Here is a 13,961-nt window from a genome sequence, read left to right as displayed (position 1 = left end):
GAAGAAAAGGCTATTAGTTGGGTGGTCCAGGTGGGCCGTACAACATCTGAAAAAACCAGACGATAAAGCCGTAGCCGCCGACGATTGCAACCGACAGCAGCGGAAAGAGGAAGACGACAAGAAACAGGAAAAGCCGGGTTTCCTTGCGACGCCCGGGTTTACGTTCTTCAACCAATGGCATTAAGCAATCTCCAGCCTGACTTGCACTCAGACTAGATCACGACGTTTTTAAAGTTTCCTGGCGCGTACTTTTAACGACCGACGGTGATTCATTTATGCCTGAGTTTATAAACGGCTATAACGCCTTGAATCATTATTTCCTCAAGTTACAAATGCGCGGGTATCTGATCTGGTCGATGCTGAAGCTCGCCGGTTTCTGGCTTGGCGGATACTCGACGAAGGTTTTCAGGAATTTTGCGGCTTCAAACGAGGCGAGTGAAACGAGGTATGCATTCCTACCGGAAGGTATAGCCAGTGCACCTTCGTTCGCAGCTCTCGGACTTTGCCTACAACTCAACGGGAGTTACCTGCTATCCGGGTATTGATGGAAAGGAAATAGTGATAGGGCAGAACAGCGAAGCATCACCGGCATGGGTGAGGAGCTTCTAACTGCGTTCATCGATTACCCGGAAAAGCAGCCATAGAGTGCCCGCTTAATCCCGAAAGGATGGCTTATGCTACAAAACGACCGCGACAATCTGGAGCTCGATAAACTACAAGTTGAAATTCGGAAATTTACCTCCGAAACACGCAAGTTCATGGCAGAAGAAAGCAAGCTGAAGCAAGAAGCCTTCTGGTACCCGTTCGCAGTGGGGGCTGGTATCGTGACTGCCATCGTCGCCGCTGCGGGTCTTTGGTCAAAGTTCTGAGCACCGGGTTCGCAACAGCGGGACCGTACATCGGCGGTATTTGAGTGTTGCCGTTGCGCGGCCCACATTGCCTGACAAAGGTTCACACACATGGGTTTACCTGTGACCCGCAAAGGAAGAAGTAGCATGGCCTCACAACCTACGAATCAAGCCAGCATTGAACAGTTGCACCGTGATGTAGCCGCTTTGGCCGAAGAAATGAGCAGCCCGGCCCCGACTGCGGTGCGTGCTTTTCTGTTGCCTTTCAGCATCGGTGCTGCGTTCGCCCTTACGACCTTTATCGTCGTCGCGTTGGTGGCCAGACTGGTCTGATTTTCTGCCCCCACTGACTGGATTGGGGGCTGGTGGATCATCTGGAAGTTGGGTCGCGCAATGCGCTCTTGGTATTTCATACAGCGGATATTGGCAGAGACCACCCTGTTCAAGATGCTCATACGCCGTAACAAGCGGCCATAACAATAAGCGCAAGAAAACAGACCAGCTGGACGCTAAAGAAGGTAAACCGAACCGCCACAAACGCATCGGTTTGCACATGGCATACGTGAACCAGAGACTGGCACACGCGAGCGATCAGGACGATTGTCGACAAGTAGCTCACTGCCGGGCCGTCGACACCCAGGGCTGAAATCACCCACACGATCGCGCCAAAGACCGGCAGATTCTCCACGCAGTTCGCGTGCGCTCTTGTTCCGCGCCGATACCAATCCTCGCCTTCGGGCTGATCGCTTCGGAAAGAGGCAATCGGCACGTTCGAGAACAGGATTCTGACCCAGCGATACACCCCGACGGTTGCCATCAACAGCAGCAAAGTCCAGGTTGCAAACCCAAGCAACATCCACATCGGTGTCGTCATGGCTGCCATCCTCAATCAATCATTTTCAACACGTCATCCCACAGCCGCCCGGCCGACGTGTGGTCGGCCGGCGCCTGTCGATCAGTTGCTCATGATGGGGGCCAGTGCGGTCTGAATTCTGGACATCTGTTCGGGTGTGGTCATGTGCGTCAGCAGCCGGCCAAAGTGCGGGTGCTGCACGCCCGAGACAATGTATTGCCAGCGGTAGGCGCTCAGCACGCAGGCTTTGATTTGCGCTGTCTCATCGGCACCGAAGGAGGGTGAAACATTTCGAATGAAGTAGTCGGCGTCGGATGCGGATTGTGCCTGCAGGATCGTGTCGACGGCGGCCACCAGCGCAATCAGATCGTCCACGGCCTGGTCGCGCTCGGCCGGAGAGAGTTTCGCGTGCTCCGCCTTCCACTCCAGTTCATCGAGTACGACGTGCCGGCTTTCATCCTTCCAGTGGAATTTGAAGACATCCTTGAACAGTGGGCACAACTCTTCGCGCGGGGCGATGCTTTGCACGTAGTGCGTCTGCACAAACAGCTCGATATGACAGGTCAGCGCCAGTACCGACCAAGTGCTGGACGCCAGTACTGCACGCGCCACCTCGTTGGGATCGGCGACTTGACGATAGCCCGCTGGCAATTGCGTACCCATCATTGTCTCAATGCGCCGGAACAGCTCCTGATGCTTGATCTCGTCGTTGGAAAAGCGCACCAGCGCTTCGAGCGCGAGCTGATCGTCAAACACATGGGCCCGGCCTTGATCGAGCATTTTGGCACTGATAAAGCGCTCGACCAGGCCAAAGAGATACGCATAGGTTCGGCCCTGAATCTGGCTGAGCAGGCGCGCCTCGTGCGCGGTGAGAAAGGTCAGGCGGTCGATCCTCGACAGCCCTTCGGGCAAGAATTTGCGCGAGAAGTCGAAGCTGCGGTCCTGTAGCAAATCGCGATCGATCTGCCATTCCGCTTTCTTCGATGACCTGACAAGTTGCGCATAGCGGGCGGCGTTGGCCGAGTCTGAGACGGGTAGGGTGGCGACGGTGTTCATAGTGATCTCCTGCTTCCCTGGTCGAGTCGGGATAGGGCGATTAGGGTTAACGTCGGAGCCAATGACCCGGGGTGAAGCGTCTGGGGATCGTCTCGATCACTGAGTCCACGTTGGTGCTAATCTAGGCCTCGCAGTTCAGGCGGCGAATGACCAGTGCGCCTGATTACATGCTCCGGACTCCGGAAAGGAGGGCTGGCAAGTGTTGGATGCGCTGTCTGATGTGTTGCGTGTGATTCGGCTGTCTGGAGGGGTGTTCCTTGAGGCGGAGTTCACTGCGCCCTGGTGCATCAGCGGAAGAATCTCGGCGGACGATTGCAAACCGTTCCTGGCGGCACCCCGACATATCATTGCCTCGCATTTTGTCGCGGCGGGGCACATGCAATTGCGCATCGACGATGGCGTAACCCTCGACGTACGGGCCGGCGAACTCATTCTGCTTCCTCGCAATGACGTGCATACGTTTGGCAGTGATCTGAGCATTGCGCCCATGGCCGCGCGCGACGTTATTCAGCCGCCGGAAGTCGGCGGCATTTCACGCATCAAGTACGGCGGGGGCGGCGGGGCCACACAGTTATTGTGCGGATTCCTCGGCTCTGAAACACCGTTCAGCCCGTTGCTTTCGTCGCTGCCATCCTTGTTGAAACTGGACGTACGCGCGACGGCTTCGGGAGCCTGGATCGAAAGCTCATTCCGCTTCGCTGTCAGCGAGATCGCGGCGGGGCGCGTCGGCTCGGCAACGGTCATCGCCAAGCTATCCGAATTGCTGTTCGTTGAAGCCGTCAGCCAGTATGTGGCGAACCTCCCCGCTGAACGGCGGGGGTGGCTGGCGGGTTTGCGTGACCCGCATGTCGGGCGTGCATTGGCGCTGCTCCATGCTCGTCCAACCGAGGGTTGGACCGCAGAAGCCCTGGCGCTTGAAGTGGGCATGTCGCGTTCGGTATTCGCGGAGCGTTTCACGGCATTGGTCGGACAACCACCGATGCAATACCTGACGCTCTGGCGTATGCACGTGGCCGCTCAACAGCTGCGCGAAGGTCGCGGTAATGTCGCGCAAATCGGCTTTGCTGTTGGCTACGAATCCGAAGCCGCGTTCAGTCGTGCATTCAAGCGCCAGTTCGGCACATCGCCCGGGACTTGGCGCAGACAATCCGCATGAGCTGGAATTGAACCGGGGCCGCGGCCCGGCGAAGAAACCGCGGCGACCGATCAATCAGGCGGGGAGCAGGCCCTTCTGTTTGGCGACATGCGTCGCCATTGCGTCCATCAAGTCCGGAGACAGGCAGTCGTAGGGCTCCAGGCCGATCGAGCGCAGGCGCTCACGGATCGCCTTCATTTGCGCGGGCGGTGTGCCGGTTTCGATGATGGAGGACACGAACGCTGCGAAGCCCGGCGCCGCCCATCCGCGCTGGGGTGAGAGCTCGGTGTGGACGAAGTCCAGGCCATAAAACGCATGGTCCTTGTTCTCGATGCGCCCGAAGAGATGGGCGTGACACTGCTTGCAGGCGTGGCGCTGGATGGTGGCGGATTCGTCGACAATCGCCAGTTTTTCGCCGTGGGCCGTGACGCTGACCTTGTCCCGAGGTACCACGGCAATGACGGCAAATGTCGCGTCTTGCGGTTTCCAGCATTTGCTGCAGCCGCACGCGTGGTTGTGCAGGGTTTGTGCGTCGATCTTGACCTCGACCTTGTCGGTCGCACACAGGCATTGCAGGGTGCCACCGGTGAAATTCTCGGCGGCGGGCTGGATACCGTTGTCCAGTGAAGGGTGAAGTTTAAGGGTGCTCATGCTGGCGTCTCCTTTTCAGGGTGTCCCCAGATAAGAATAGCGGTTGCGCGTTATGACAGGCGCGATTCGCCTGTTGCGCTGCTCAAACGCTCGGCCGTCATGCCAATGCGCGAGAACACCAGCCAAACAAAAAGCAGCACGCTGCAGCCAATGAGGATTGATGCGACGCCAATCAATGGCTCGACAGACGGGAAGCCCTTGAGCCGCAGCGTGAGTGCGCAGAGCATCACCGGGACGCCAACGTTGTACGTCCAGAACTGTGCTTTAGCAGCGGGCCCTTCAGTGATCGACGGGTGCGCTGTGCCGATGATGCCGAACAGCGCCATCGACACCCATCCCAACAGGTTGATATGGGCATGTACCGCGAAGAGCGAATGGTCGCCGGACGCACCCATCGCCACACCCAGCATCACGCCAATGGCAAAGTAGAGGGCCGCGAGCCGAAACCAGGTCCGCGAACGGGGGTTGTGATTCATGGCATTCACCTCATGCGCCCTGCGGCGCGCTCAGTTGCTGAAACAATCGATATGAAATCGCCACGCGGTTGTGCGAGCGACCTCTTGTTGGTGGGTGATTCAGTGTCTATTATGAGACTCAAGTCTCACTACAAGACAGGATCTCATTTACTCCATGCCAAATTCGAAGTCAAGCCCGTCCAGCGGTGACGGCGATCAGGGCCGCGACAACCAGAAGCGCAGAACGCGCCAGGCACTGATCGATGCCGCCATCGCGTTGCGCGACGAAGGCCATAACCCGACACTTTCACAAGTGGCCGAGCGCGCGATGGTGTCGCGCGCCACGGCATATCGCTACTTTCCCTCGACCGAGGCGTTGATCAGCGAGACCGCGGCTGATCGTGACTTGCTGCCGCTGGAGCGCCTCTGGCAGCCGGGAGACGATCCGGTCAAGGGCATTGGTCTGGCGGCGAACGCCTTGAACAAACTCTTGATCGACGACGAGATCGGCCTGCACGTGATGGAGCGTTCGTTCATGACGGTGTGGCTCGAAAACGAGTCCCACGAGACGCCGCTGCGGCCGGGACGGCGCATGAGCTACATCGAGCCGATTGTCGACTCACTGAAGGACGTGCTCTCACCCCGGGCGCGCAAACGGCTGAAGCAGGCGCTGTCGATAGTGATGGGTACAGAGGCGTTGATTGCCGTGCGAGATATCAGTCGCGCGAGCGTTGAAGAATCACTCGACGCCGCCGCCTGGGCCGCTCGGGCGCTCGTTCGTCAGGCACTGGCGGAGGATGAAGAGGCGCGACGAAAGCGCAATGCTGCGAGCTCGCGGTCTGCTTCTCCAAATGAAACGGCCGGCCGGAGTGATGTGAATCGGGTGCTGCCATAGGCCAACCCATACGCACGAAAGCTACCTCCGGCCTGGGCGCCTGTATCTCATAAATGAGTGGCGTCTGTGTCTATCGAAAGTACCACTGGGTGGGTACGGTCCGCAGACATTCCTTTGCTGATGAGGCAACCATGGATCTGACGGCTGTTCCCTTTGGTACGACCGATTGGTCGACTGTCGAGCCTGTCCAGTACGCTGGACAGACCGGTACCGCCTGGTGGCGAACCTGCCAGTTCGGTTCGACGCGTGTGCGGATGGTTGAATACAGTCCCGGCTATCTGGCCGATCACTGGTGCTGGAGAGGTCATATCCTGTTGTGCCTGGAAGGCGAATTGCACACCGAACTGGAGGATGGTCGCCAGTTCACGCTCACCGCCGGGATGAGCTATCAGGTGGGCAACAACGCCGAGGGGCATCGATCATTCAGCACGACGGGGGCCAAATTGTTCATTGTGGATTAACGCTGGGATTGATTCTTGCGGACAGAAATCGGAAGTGCGGCCTGCCCATCAGAAACAATAGGCAGGCCCGTGCAACGCAGCTTTTAGCGCAACGAACGGAAGGCTGCGCGCAGTTCCCTGGCGAACAATTCAGGCTGCTCCCAGGCCGCGAAATGGCCACCCTTGTCCACTTCGTTGAAATAGATCAGGTTGGGATAGGCGCGCTCGGTCCAGGTTTTCGGCGCCTGATAGATTTCCCCGGGGAATACGGTGACCGCCACGGGGATCTTGATGTCCCGGGTCTTCTGTTCCACGGCATTGAAGTTGTTGGTGTTGTTTTCCCAATACAGGCGAGCAGACGAAATCGCGCTGTTGGTCAGCCAGTAGAGTGAAATGCCGTCGAGTATTTCGTCCTTGGTCAGGGATCTTTCCGCATCGCCGCCGCTGTAGGTCCACTGGTTGAATTTGTCGAACATCCACGCGGCCAGACCCACGGGTGAATCCGACAAGCCGTAGCCGACCGTTTGTGGTCGGGTGCTCATCATGGCGCCGTAAGCCGCATTTTTGCCGAAGAAGGTTTTCAGCGACTGATAAGCCGCTGTCTCCTTGGCCGACAGGCCGGCGGGAGGCGGGGTGCCGTCGTTGATCGCCTTGGCGACATCGGCAGGTACGGTGGCCGGCATGTTCACGTGGATCCCCAGCAAACCGGGCGGTGCCTGGCGTCCCATGGCGTCGGCGACCACCGAGCCCCAGTCGCCACCTTGCGACACGTAGCGCTTGTAGCCCAGGCGCTTGACCAACACATCCCATGCCACGCCGATACGGTCGGGACCCCAGCCGCCGTTGGTAGGTCTCTGCGAGAAACCGTAGCCGGGCATCGAGGGAATGATCACGTCAAAGGCATCTTCGGCGCGACCGCCGTAGGCCGTCGGGTCGGTCAACGGGCCGATGGCCTTGGTCAGCTCCAGAATCGAACCGGGCCAGCCATGGGTAAGCAGCAGCGGCAGAGCGTTGGGATGTTTCGATTTGACGTGGATGAACTGGATGTCGAGGCCGTCGATGTTGGTCACGAACATGGGCAAGGCATTGAGTTGGGCTTCGACCTTGCGCCAGTCGTATTGCGCACCCCAGTAGCCCACGAGCGCCTGGAGTTTGGCCAGTTGTACGCCTTGAGATTGGTCGTCGACCGTTTCGCGGTCGGGCCAGCGGGTCGCCAATACGCGTCTGCGCAGATCGGCCACTGCGTCTTCAGGAATGTTGACCTTGAAAGGACGAATGGCGCTGTCCTTCTCGACGGTGGCGGCAACCTCCGGCGTCGTACTGGCCCTGGCGTAAGTGGGCGAAACGAGGGCGACCAGCGCCAGCGCACCAGCGGTTGCAGAAACAGCTAACAGGCAGCGCCGGAACGCTGCAAACGATACTGCTGACATGGTCGTACTCCAGGAGAATTGGGGGCGATAAAACTCAACGACGGACTACATTTGGATTCCGCAACGGCGGGCCGCTCAAAGCGATTTCAAACGCGATGGGTTCGAGCTAGTTCAGGAAGGTATTGGCTTGCTGCACGAAATCGTCGGCATATTGGAACAATGCGCCGTGACCCGAATTGGGATAAATCAGCAGCTTGGCGTTCGGAATGTGCTGCTGCAGCGTGTAGGAGTTCTCGGTGGGCACCATCCTGTCCTTGCTGCCGTTGACCACCAGGGTTGGCTGGGTAATCTGGCTCAATTGCGAAAAAGTGCCGTCACCGGGAGCGCTCCATTTGCCCAGCGCCGCGCCTTGGGCCGCGATGACTTTCATTGAACTGAGCTTGTCGAGGCCTTCCGTACGCTCGTGACGCCTTTCCCAGAAATCCCGGGCTGCCTGCTGGCTCGATGGCGCCGGATCGAAGAACAGGTAAGCGGTCTCGTCCTGCGTGGCGATCGATTCGCGCAACGCGATTCCGGGGACCCGTGGATCATGTCCCGAGACCCCGCCGCGCGGCGACGTACCCGCCAGGATCAGCCGGCGCACCAGTTGCGGATGACGCAATGCAACTTCCTGCGCCACCATGCCGCCGATTGAGAAGCCCAGCACGTCGACCTGCGTCAACCCGCGAGCCCGGGCAAAGGCGGCAACGTGATCGGCCATGGCTTCGAACGAATCAGGTGTTTCGCCGCTGCTAAGGCCCACACCGGCATTGTCAAACAGGTAGACCGGCCGCTGCTTGGCCAGGCCATCGGTCACCGCCGGGTCCCAGTAATCCATATTGCCGCGAAAGTGCTGGAGCAAGATCACCGGCACGCCCGTCTGCGCCCCGAACTGCCGATAGGCATAACGCACGCCGTCAGCTTCGACGAATTGATTGGGTGCGCTGTTGTGCGTAGCCGCCGGCGCCGCAAAGGCGCCGCTGACTGCGAAGGCGAAGACAGCCCCGAGGGCCAGCCGCTGGACGAGGTGCATGGTTTGCTCCTTACGCGCCTGTTTCGGAATTGAGGTAAGCCGCTTGCCCAGTAGACAGGCTGGCTTTTATGTCGCGTGTCCCTTGGTCGGCGAGCACTTCTTTCAGGCCCGCTTCCACGCCGTCCAGCGACTGGATCACCACTTCGGATGGCTGGACTTTCGGCACGTCAAAACCATGGGTCAGGTCGGTGTCGATAAAGCCCACATGCAGGCCTTGCACGCTGGTGCCCTGTCCTTGAAGTTCGATGCGCAGTGAGTTGGTGAAGCTCCACGCCGCCGCTTTCGATGCCGCGTAGGCAGACAGGAAAGGCGCCGCAATCCAGGCCGCATCCGACAGCACGTTGACGATTGCGCCGCCGCCGTTGGCTTTAAGCACAGGGGCGAATGCCAGGCTGACGTGCATGACGCCGTAGTAATTGGTTTCGAAGATTTCGCGAGCGGCTTCCACCAGACCAGGATCCAGCATGGAAGGCAGCAGGCGGGCGATGCCGGCGTTGTTGACCAGCAGCGTCACGTCGCCCGCTTGGGCCACTGCCGCGGCGACCGATGCCGGGTCGCTGACGTCAAGTCGAATGGCGATCACCCCCGGAATGTTCACGCCTTCAGGGTTGCGCACCCCGGCGTAGACCTTGCTCGCGCCACGCGCCACCAGCTCTTTGGCGAACGCAAGGCCAAGACCACGGTTGGCGCCGGTAACGAAGGCAACGGAATTTTTTATTTTCATGATCGTGTGCTCTGGTTGGGTGAGGCTTTCGCCCTGTAAGATTGCGCTCGCAATCATTGAATTAATAATGGTGCTCGCATTTATTAAAGTCAACATAAATATTATTGGTGTAATAAAGCCTTGCTGATGTTGGGTTATCAATAATTGTGAGTACAATCATAGCGTGCAAGACTGAAGCCGGAGGAACCTCGTCATGAAAATCTCGAAAGAAAAATCAGAAGCCAATCGCGCCGCGCTGGTGGAGACCGCCAGCCGTCTGTTCCGCGAGAAAGGGATTGATGGGGTGGGCGTCGCCGAAATCAGCAAGTCGGCCGGTTTGACCCACGGCGCGCTGTACGCGCATTTCCCGTCCAAGGAAGCGCTGGCCGCCGAGGCGCTGGCGTGGAGCCTGGAGCAGGGCAATGCCAAGCTCTACACGAACACGGTCGATGGCGAGCCGGACCTGGACCGCTTCCTGTCCGACTATCTGGCAGTGGACAGCCTGGATAACTACGCCGAGCACTGCGCAATGGCGGCGTCCGCCAGCGAAATCGGCCGACAGGATGCTGCGATCAGCGCGAAGTACACCGAGGGCTACATGGTGCTGGTGCGGGCGTTTGAGCGCCGGGTCGCCGCCAATAATCCCGAGGTTGACGCGCTGGCCACTGCCATGGGCATCGTTGCGGCCATGGTGGGCTCCCTTTCGGTTGCGCGGGCCACGGCGAAGGCCAGGCCAGACGTGTCGGCTCATGTGCTGCGCGGCGTGCGTCTCATGATCGATGCCGCACTGAGCAAACCGGTGTAGTGGGAGGTCTGTCGCAAGGCAGGCCCACAAGGGCACCTGGCGGTCGCAAATGGAGGGCGTAAAAAAGCCCGGCTGGTCAGGCCGGGCTCATTCTTGAGTACTGCGGTAAAGCCATTCATTTATGCAGCGCGGCTTTCGATCAGACGGTCGGAACCACCTTCAGCAACGCGGTTTTCGATCAGACGGTCGGAGCCGCCTTCAGCAACGCGGTTTTCGATCAGACGGTCGGAGCCACCTTCAGCAACGCGGTTTTCGATCAGACGGTCGGAGCCACCTTCAGCAACGCGGTTTTCGATCAGACGATCCGAACCACCTTCAGCGACGCGGCTTTCGATCAAACGATCCGAACCACCCTCAACCACACGACTTTCAATCAGACGATCCGAGCCGCCTTCAGCGACAACCGGGTGAGCAGAAGAAGCGGCGAAAGCGTTAACTGCAAAAACCGAGAAAGCGATGCTGAGAAGGATTTGGCGTTTCATGATGGTGTGCTCCGGGGTGTAGTTGTTTGGTATGGAGCCGATCTTACGCCGCGGATTTTTTATGAGAACTTCATTGAGTCGATGGTGACTATCGACGCCGGTAATGAGTTTGAAAGGCACGGAATAGAAGCTTCAGGCTTCGCTGATCTTGCTGACACTTGTCAACTGTCCATTCCAGACCATCTCGTAATGCGCTGCCTGAACGATTGATAAAACCGGTCTCGGCGTCATCAGCGCCCAGCAATAACTGCCCTGCATCCGCACAGAGTGGTAGCGAATCCCAGGCCATCGCGCCTCTTTGACAGACCTCCCCAAACGCCGCGATTCCGTGTAGTCGTCAGGATCGTAAACAGGATCAGTCGTCGCAATGGCAGCAGCATCCCTCATCGCTACATCCACGAAAGAGCAGGACAACCCCCGGAACACAAACCGCTCATAGTTGAGGCTCGGGACATTCGACCAGTACAGACTCTGGTGATGCCGCACCTCGGCCAACGCCGTTTCCATGGACTCCGCCAGATACAACACCCCAAAACTGCCATCGCTGAATCGCGAGCCCGCCGGGTTGACGTGAGTGAAAGGCGCCGTCGCGTAAGAGCAGCCAGGAATGCCGAACGGGATCTGATCCCGCGCAATCAACTCAAGATGACCCACTTCATTCTTCAGTCTGGGATTCGTCAACGCCTGAATCTGATACAGCACCTCAAACTCATCCGCGTCCGCCACGTCATCAAACATCGCGATCGGAGGAAACTTCGAATTGACCAATCGGTAAGCCTGCTGCTGCTCACCGGCAAGTTCTGTCAGTTCGCTCACCGTCACCATTGCGCACCACGCAGCACGTCAATGCGCTTAAAGGTTTCATACAAGGAAATCATGTCGCCCTGAGCCATGATCTCCAGCGGACTGCGCCCATTGAAAAACTCGTTGTGGTTGGTCATCGACGGGAAGCCGTAGACGTTTTCCGGGTTGTCGAAGATCAGGCGCAGAGCGGCGTGGATGTTGAGCACGAAACTGATGCGCTGCATCTGGTCTGAGTCCAGCGCGACGGACCAGGAGGGATCGGGCTGACGGGCGCGGGTGTAGGTGCTGCGGGAAATGCGCAGGATGCGACAGGCCCGATCGCTGGAGGCGCTCCATTTTTCGAGGATGCCAACGGCGGCGCGAAGGCCTGTGACGCATTGGGCTTTGGTGAACGCTTGTTCCTTGAGAGGGACGGCCATGTTTAATCTCACTACCAATCTATAGATTCAAAAATATATATATTGAATCTACAGATCAATAGTGTGTCGACCAGTGGACATCAGGGTGTTGTCACCAGTCCAACTGGTCGACAATCATCTAGTGCTACCAACCCACGCGACGGCCCTGGCCACCGTTGCCGATCCGGCCCAGGACTTTGTGTGCTTGTCTGACCCACGAGGCCTGCTAGCTTGAGTGCGTAGGAACCTTCAAAGGCGTGTGACCATGCAGATGATTAAAGTAGACGATAACGGTCTGGATCAGCTCCGGGATACGCTCAACCAGGCATCATTACCCAACAATGATGTCAGTGAGCCGGGGCGGCAGTTCTACCGTTTCGAAGTTCAGGGCCAATGGGTGGCTTTTGGAGGGCTGGAGGGGGCAGCCCCCGACATGTTGCTTCGTTCAATGGTGGTGCGCGAGGGACGCCGGGGAGAGGGGCTGGGCAAAACCGTGTTGCGTGCATTGGAACAGTGTGCAGCCTCCCAGGGGGCGCTCCGACTGCATTTGTTGACCCAGGGTGCTGCTGAATTTTTTGCAGCCAATGGATATGACCTGTTTGACAGGCAGGAGGCGCCCGCCGCCATCTGCCAAACAGCCCAGTTCAAACATTTATGTCCTGCGTCGGCGAGCTATTTACGGAAAACATTGAGGGTGTAAATCGATTGCACCCGGAAGGTGTTTTCACGTCAACGCCGCGTGGACATGGAACTGACAGTGTCAATAGCGTCTACATTTCAGAGGGGATATTCCCCAAACTGAAGGAACGACTCAATGTTCAAATCTCGTTCGTTGATTGCCGTACTGACAAGTCTTGCACTGGTCTGCGGCTCGGCTACTGCATTGGCCGATCCTGGCAATGGAAAGGGCCAGGGCAATGGAAACACGCAAAACAGCCAGGCCCATGGCAATCAGGGAGGTCAAGCTGGCAAAGGAAAAAACGCTGGGGGCGCCGATTGGGAGCATGGCCCGAGCATCAATCGCGGCAGCGTTCTGGAAATTGTTGGCGGCTACCGGGACTACTGGAGTCCCGGTCCTGCTTTGCCACCCGGCATTCAAAAAAACCTCGCTCGTGGTAAGCCGCTTCCACCCGGAATTGCCAAAAAACTGGATGGCCGGTTGATCGGCAGACTGCCTCATTACGATGGGTACGAATGGCAACAAGCAGGTACCGATTTGCTCCTGGTTGCGCTGGCCACCGGGCTGATTTATGAAGTGTTGAACGGTGCGTTTGATTAGCGTTTGAGTGGCGAGCACGATTGGAATCCACTGACAAAAGGCTCGCTTTTTTCAGTTCCAGCACAATGCTGATCAGAGTCTGCATGCATTGCATTCCGTCTGTCGCAGGACCTGGAACTGAAACGGGGTTATTGCGTCCTATGGCACGCGATATCAACTTACGGAAGCCATCATGCTTTTAAAGAATAAGAGTCTTTTTGCTGTCATGTCCTGCGCGATGATGCTTGCGGCTGCTCCATTACTCCCTACCGACCTGTCCGTCATGAACTCCGCCTATGCGAAAGAGGGTGGTGGTGGTGGTGGTGGTGGTGGTGGCAACGGAGGCGGTAACGGCGGTGGCAATGGCAATGGCAATGGCGGCGGCCATGGTGGTGGCACGGGTGGCGGTCACAGTGGTTCAGGTCACTCCGGCAACGCTGGCAGTAATGGCCGTGGCAATGGACTGGCCGGCGATCATGCCGGCAAGGCCGTTCGAGACCGGGGTGAAAGCGGAAACCACTACGGCAGTGATCGCGGAGTAAGTCGCGGTCATGGCTCAACAACTTCAGGCATCGCCCAATCCCGAGATACCCGTGGCGTCACCAAGGCCGGTGCCATTTCGACCTCGACTCCAGGCGATCACAACACCAAAGGGTTGCGCAACGCTGCCACCTCAGGATCAAAAAAATCGCACTGATCGCGAGATTGAGCATCGGTGTGTGAATTGGCCAGGCGG

The 13,961-nt window shown here is 58.3% G+C and carries 20 protein-coding genes; 9 read left to right on the top strand and 11 right to left on the bottom strand.

The genetic code is table 11. The features are described from left to right. Positions 1 to 13: 13 nt before the first annotated feature. The gene (napE, locus tag ACYZTY_RS16525) at positions 14 to 181 is read right to left on the bottom strand and encodes a periplasmic nitrate reductase, NapE protein (RefSeq protein ID WP_461954609.1); all 168 of its coding nucleotides are present in this window, start codon (positions 179 to 181) and stop codon (positions 14 to 16) included. A 493-nt stretch (positions 182 to 674) separates the two neighbouring features. Here napE and ACYZTY_RS16520 point away from each other — a divergent pair, with 493 nt between their 5' ends. Both ACYZTY_RS16520 and ACYZTY_RS16515 read left to right on the top strand, forming a co-directional pair. Next, positions 675 to 869 carry a hypothetical protein gene (locus ACYZTY_RS16520; RefSeq protein ID WP_461954608.1) on the top strand — a complete coding sequence of 65 codons (195 nt, stop codon included), beginning with the start codon at positions 675 to 677 and terminating at the stop codon, positions 867 to 869. A gap of 126 nt (positions 870 to 995) precedes the next feature. Further along, positions 996 to 1,181, top strand: a complete 186-nt coding sequence (locus ACYZTY_RS16515; protein ID WP_461954607.1) for a hypothetical protein — start codon at positions 996 to 998, stop codon at positions 1,179 to 1,181. 118 nt (positions 1,182 to 1,299) lie between these two features. Here ACYZTY_RS16515 and ACYZTY_RS16510 read toward each other — a convergent pair whose 3' ends face one another. Together ACYZTY_RS16510 and ACYZTY_RS16505 are read right to left on the bottom strand one after the other, a co-directional pair. Then, complete coding sequence (locus ACYZTY_RS16510; protein WP_461954606.1) at positions 1,300 to 1,722, bottom strand: MAPEG family protein; 423 nt, start codon at positions 1,720 to 1,722, stop codon at positions 1,300 to 1,302. Between the two features lie 81 nt (positions 1,723 to 1,803). Continuing rightward, positions 1,804 to 2,757 carry a diiron oxygenase gene (locus ACYZTY_RS16505; protein ID WP_461954605.1) on the bottom strand — a complete coding sequence of 318 codons (954 nt, stop codon included), beginning with the start codon at positions 2,755 to 2,757 and terminating at the stop codon, positions 1,804 to 1,806. Positions 2,758 to 2,956: 199 nt separating this feature from the next. On the opposite strand from ACYZTY_RS16505, the gene ACYZTY_RS16500 reads away from it, so the two are divergent. Beyond that, positions 2,957 to 3,913 (top strand): AraC family transcriptional regulator, encoded by a 957-nt coding sequence (locus ACYZTY_RS16500; protein WP_461954604.1) that lies wholly within the window; start codon positions 2,957 to 2,959, stop codon positions 3,911 to 3,913. Positions 3,914 to 3,967: 54 nt separating this feature from the next. Here the strand turns inward: ACYZTY_RS16500 and gfa are convergent, their stop codons facing one another. Together gfa and ACYZTY_RS16490 are read right to left on the bottom strand one after the other, a co-directional pair. Beyond that, entirely contained in the window at positions 3,968 to 4,543 is a 576-nt protein-coding gene (gene gfa / locus ACYZTY_RS16495; protein ID WP_461954603.1) for an S-(hydroxymethyl)glutathione synthase, read from the bottom strand. A 50-nt stretch (positions 4,544 to 4,593) separates the two neighbouring features. Continuing rightward, positions 4,594 to 5,019, bottom strand: a complete 426-nt coding sequence (locus ACYZTY_RS16490) for a hypothetical protein (RefSeq protein WP_461954602.1) — start codon at positions 5,017 to 5,019, stop codon at positions 4,594 to 4,596. 154 nt (positions 5,020 to 5,173) lie between these two features. Here ACYZTY_RS16490 and ACYZTY_RS16485 point away from each other — a divergent pair, with 154 nt between their 5' ends. Then, positions 5,174 to 5,893, top strand: a complete 720-nt coding sequence (locus tag ACYZTY_RS16485) for a TetR/AcrR family transcriptional regulator (RefSeq protein WP_461954601.1) — start codon at positions 5,174 to 5,176, stop codon at positions 5,891 to 5,893. A 131-nt stretch (positions 5,894 to 6,024) separates the two neighbouring features. Then, entirely contained in the window at positions 6,025 to 6,354 is a 330-nt protein-coding gene (locus tag ACYZTY_RS16480) for a DHCW motif cupin fold protein (protein ID WP_461954600.1), read from the top strand. 83 nt (positions 6,355 to 6,437) lie between these two features. On the opposite strand, the gene ACYZTY_RS16475 is transcribed toward ACYZTY_RS16480, so the two are convergent. The 3 genes from ACYZTY_RS16475 to ACYZTY_RS16465 all read right to left on the bottom strand — a co-directional run bounded on the left by ACYZTY_RS16475 (position 6,438) and on the right by ACYZTY_RS16465 (position 9,499). Beyond that, positions 6,438 to 7,763, bottom strand: coding sequence for an epoxide hydrolase family protein (locus ACYZTY_RS16475; protein WP_461954599.1), 1,326 nt, complete (start codon positions 7,761 to 7,763; stop codon positions 6,438 to 6,440). A 106-nt stretch (positions 7,764 to 7,869) separates the two neighbouring features. Next, the gene (locus ACYZTY_RS16470; RefSeq protein ID WP_461954598.1) at positions 7,870 to 8,775 is read right to left on the bottom strand and encodes an alpha/beta fold hydrolase; all 906 of its coding nucleotides are present in this window, start codon (positions 8,773 to 8,775) and stop codon (positions 7,870 to 7,872) included. A 10-nt stretch (positions 8,776 to 8,785) separates the two neighbouring features. Continuing rightward, complete coding sequence (locus ACYZTY_RS16465) at positions 8,786 to 9,499, bottom strand: SDR family oxidoreductase (RefSeq protein ID WP_461954597.1); 714 nt, start codon at positions 9,497 to 9,499, stop codon at positions 8,786 to 8,788. A gap of 193 nt (positions 9,500 to 9,692) precedes the next feature. Between ACYZTY_RS16465 and ACYZTY_RS16460 the strand changes: the two genes are divergently transcribed. After that, positions 9,693 to 10,283: a TetR/AcrR family transcriptional regulator gene (locus tag ACYZTY_RS16460; RefSeq protein WP_461954596.1), complete on the top strand. Its 591-nt coding sequence runs from the start codon at positions 9,693 to 9,695 to the stop codon at positions 10,281 to 10,283. 119 nt (positions 10,284 to 10,402) lie between these two features. Here ACYZTY_RS16460 and ACYZTY_RS16455 read toward each other — a convergent pair whose 3' ends face one another. From ACYZTY_RS16455 to ACYZTY_RS16445, 3 genes are all read right to left on the bottom strand, one after another. Then, positions 10,403 to 10,765, bottom strand: a complete 363-nt coding sequence (locus ACYZTY_RS16455) for a hypothetical protein (RefSeq protein ID WP_461954595.1) — start codon at positions 10,763 to 10,765, stop codon at positions 10,403 to 10,405. A gap of 132 nt (positions 10,766 to 10,897) precedes the next feature. Continuing rightward, positions 10,898 to 11,590 carry an RES family NAD+ phosphorylase gene (locus tag ACYZTY_RS16450; RefSeq protein WP_461954594.1) on the bottom strand — a complete coding sequence of 231 codons (693 nt, stop codon included), beginning with the start codon at positions 11,588 to 11,590 and terminating at the stop codon, positions 10,898 to 10,900. Beyond that, positions 11,584 to 11,988: a hypothetical protein gene (locus ACYZTY_RS16445; RefSeq protein WP_461954593.1), complete on the bottom strand. Its 405-nt coding sequence runs from the start codon at positions 11,986 to 11,988 to the stop codon at positions 11,584 to 11,586. Before ACYZTY_RS16445 ends, ACYZTY_RS16450 begins: the two co-directional genes overlap by 7 nt. Before the next feature lie 244 nt (positions 11,989 to 12,232). Here ACYZTY_RS16445 and arsN2 point away from each other — a divergent pair, with 244 nt between their 5' ends. The 3 genes from arsN2 (at position 12,233) to ACYZTY_RS16430 (ending at position 13,922) form a co-directional block, all read left to right on the top strand. Further along, positions 12,233 to 12,667 carry an arsenic resistance N-acetyltransferase ArsN2 gene (gene arsN2 / locus ACYZTY_RS16440; RefSeq protein ID WP_461954592.1) on the top strand — a complete coding sequence of 145 codons (435 nt, stop codon included), beginning with the start codon at positions 12,233 to 12,235 and terminating at the stop codon, positions 12,665 to 12,667. Positions 12,668 to 12,781: 114 nt separating this feature from the next. Further along, entirely contained in the window at positions 12,782 to 13,246 is a 465-nt protein-coding gene (locus ACYZTY_RS16435) for an anti-virulence regulator CigR family protein (protein WP_461954591.1), read from the top strand. Between the two features lie 172 nt (positions 13,247 to 13,418). Further along, entirely contained in the window at positions 13,419 to 13,922 is a 504-nt protein-coding gene (locus ACYZTY_RS16430; protein ID WP_461954590.1) for a hypothetical protein, read from the top strand. Positions 13,923 to 13,961: the final 39 nt, after the last annotated feature.

The organism is Pseudomonas sp. LB1P83 (assembly GCF_054897885.1).
This window is presented reverse-complemented; position numbering and strand designations above follow the sequence as displayed.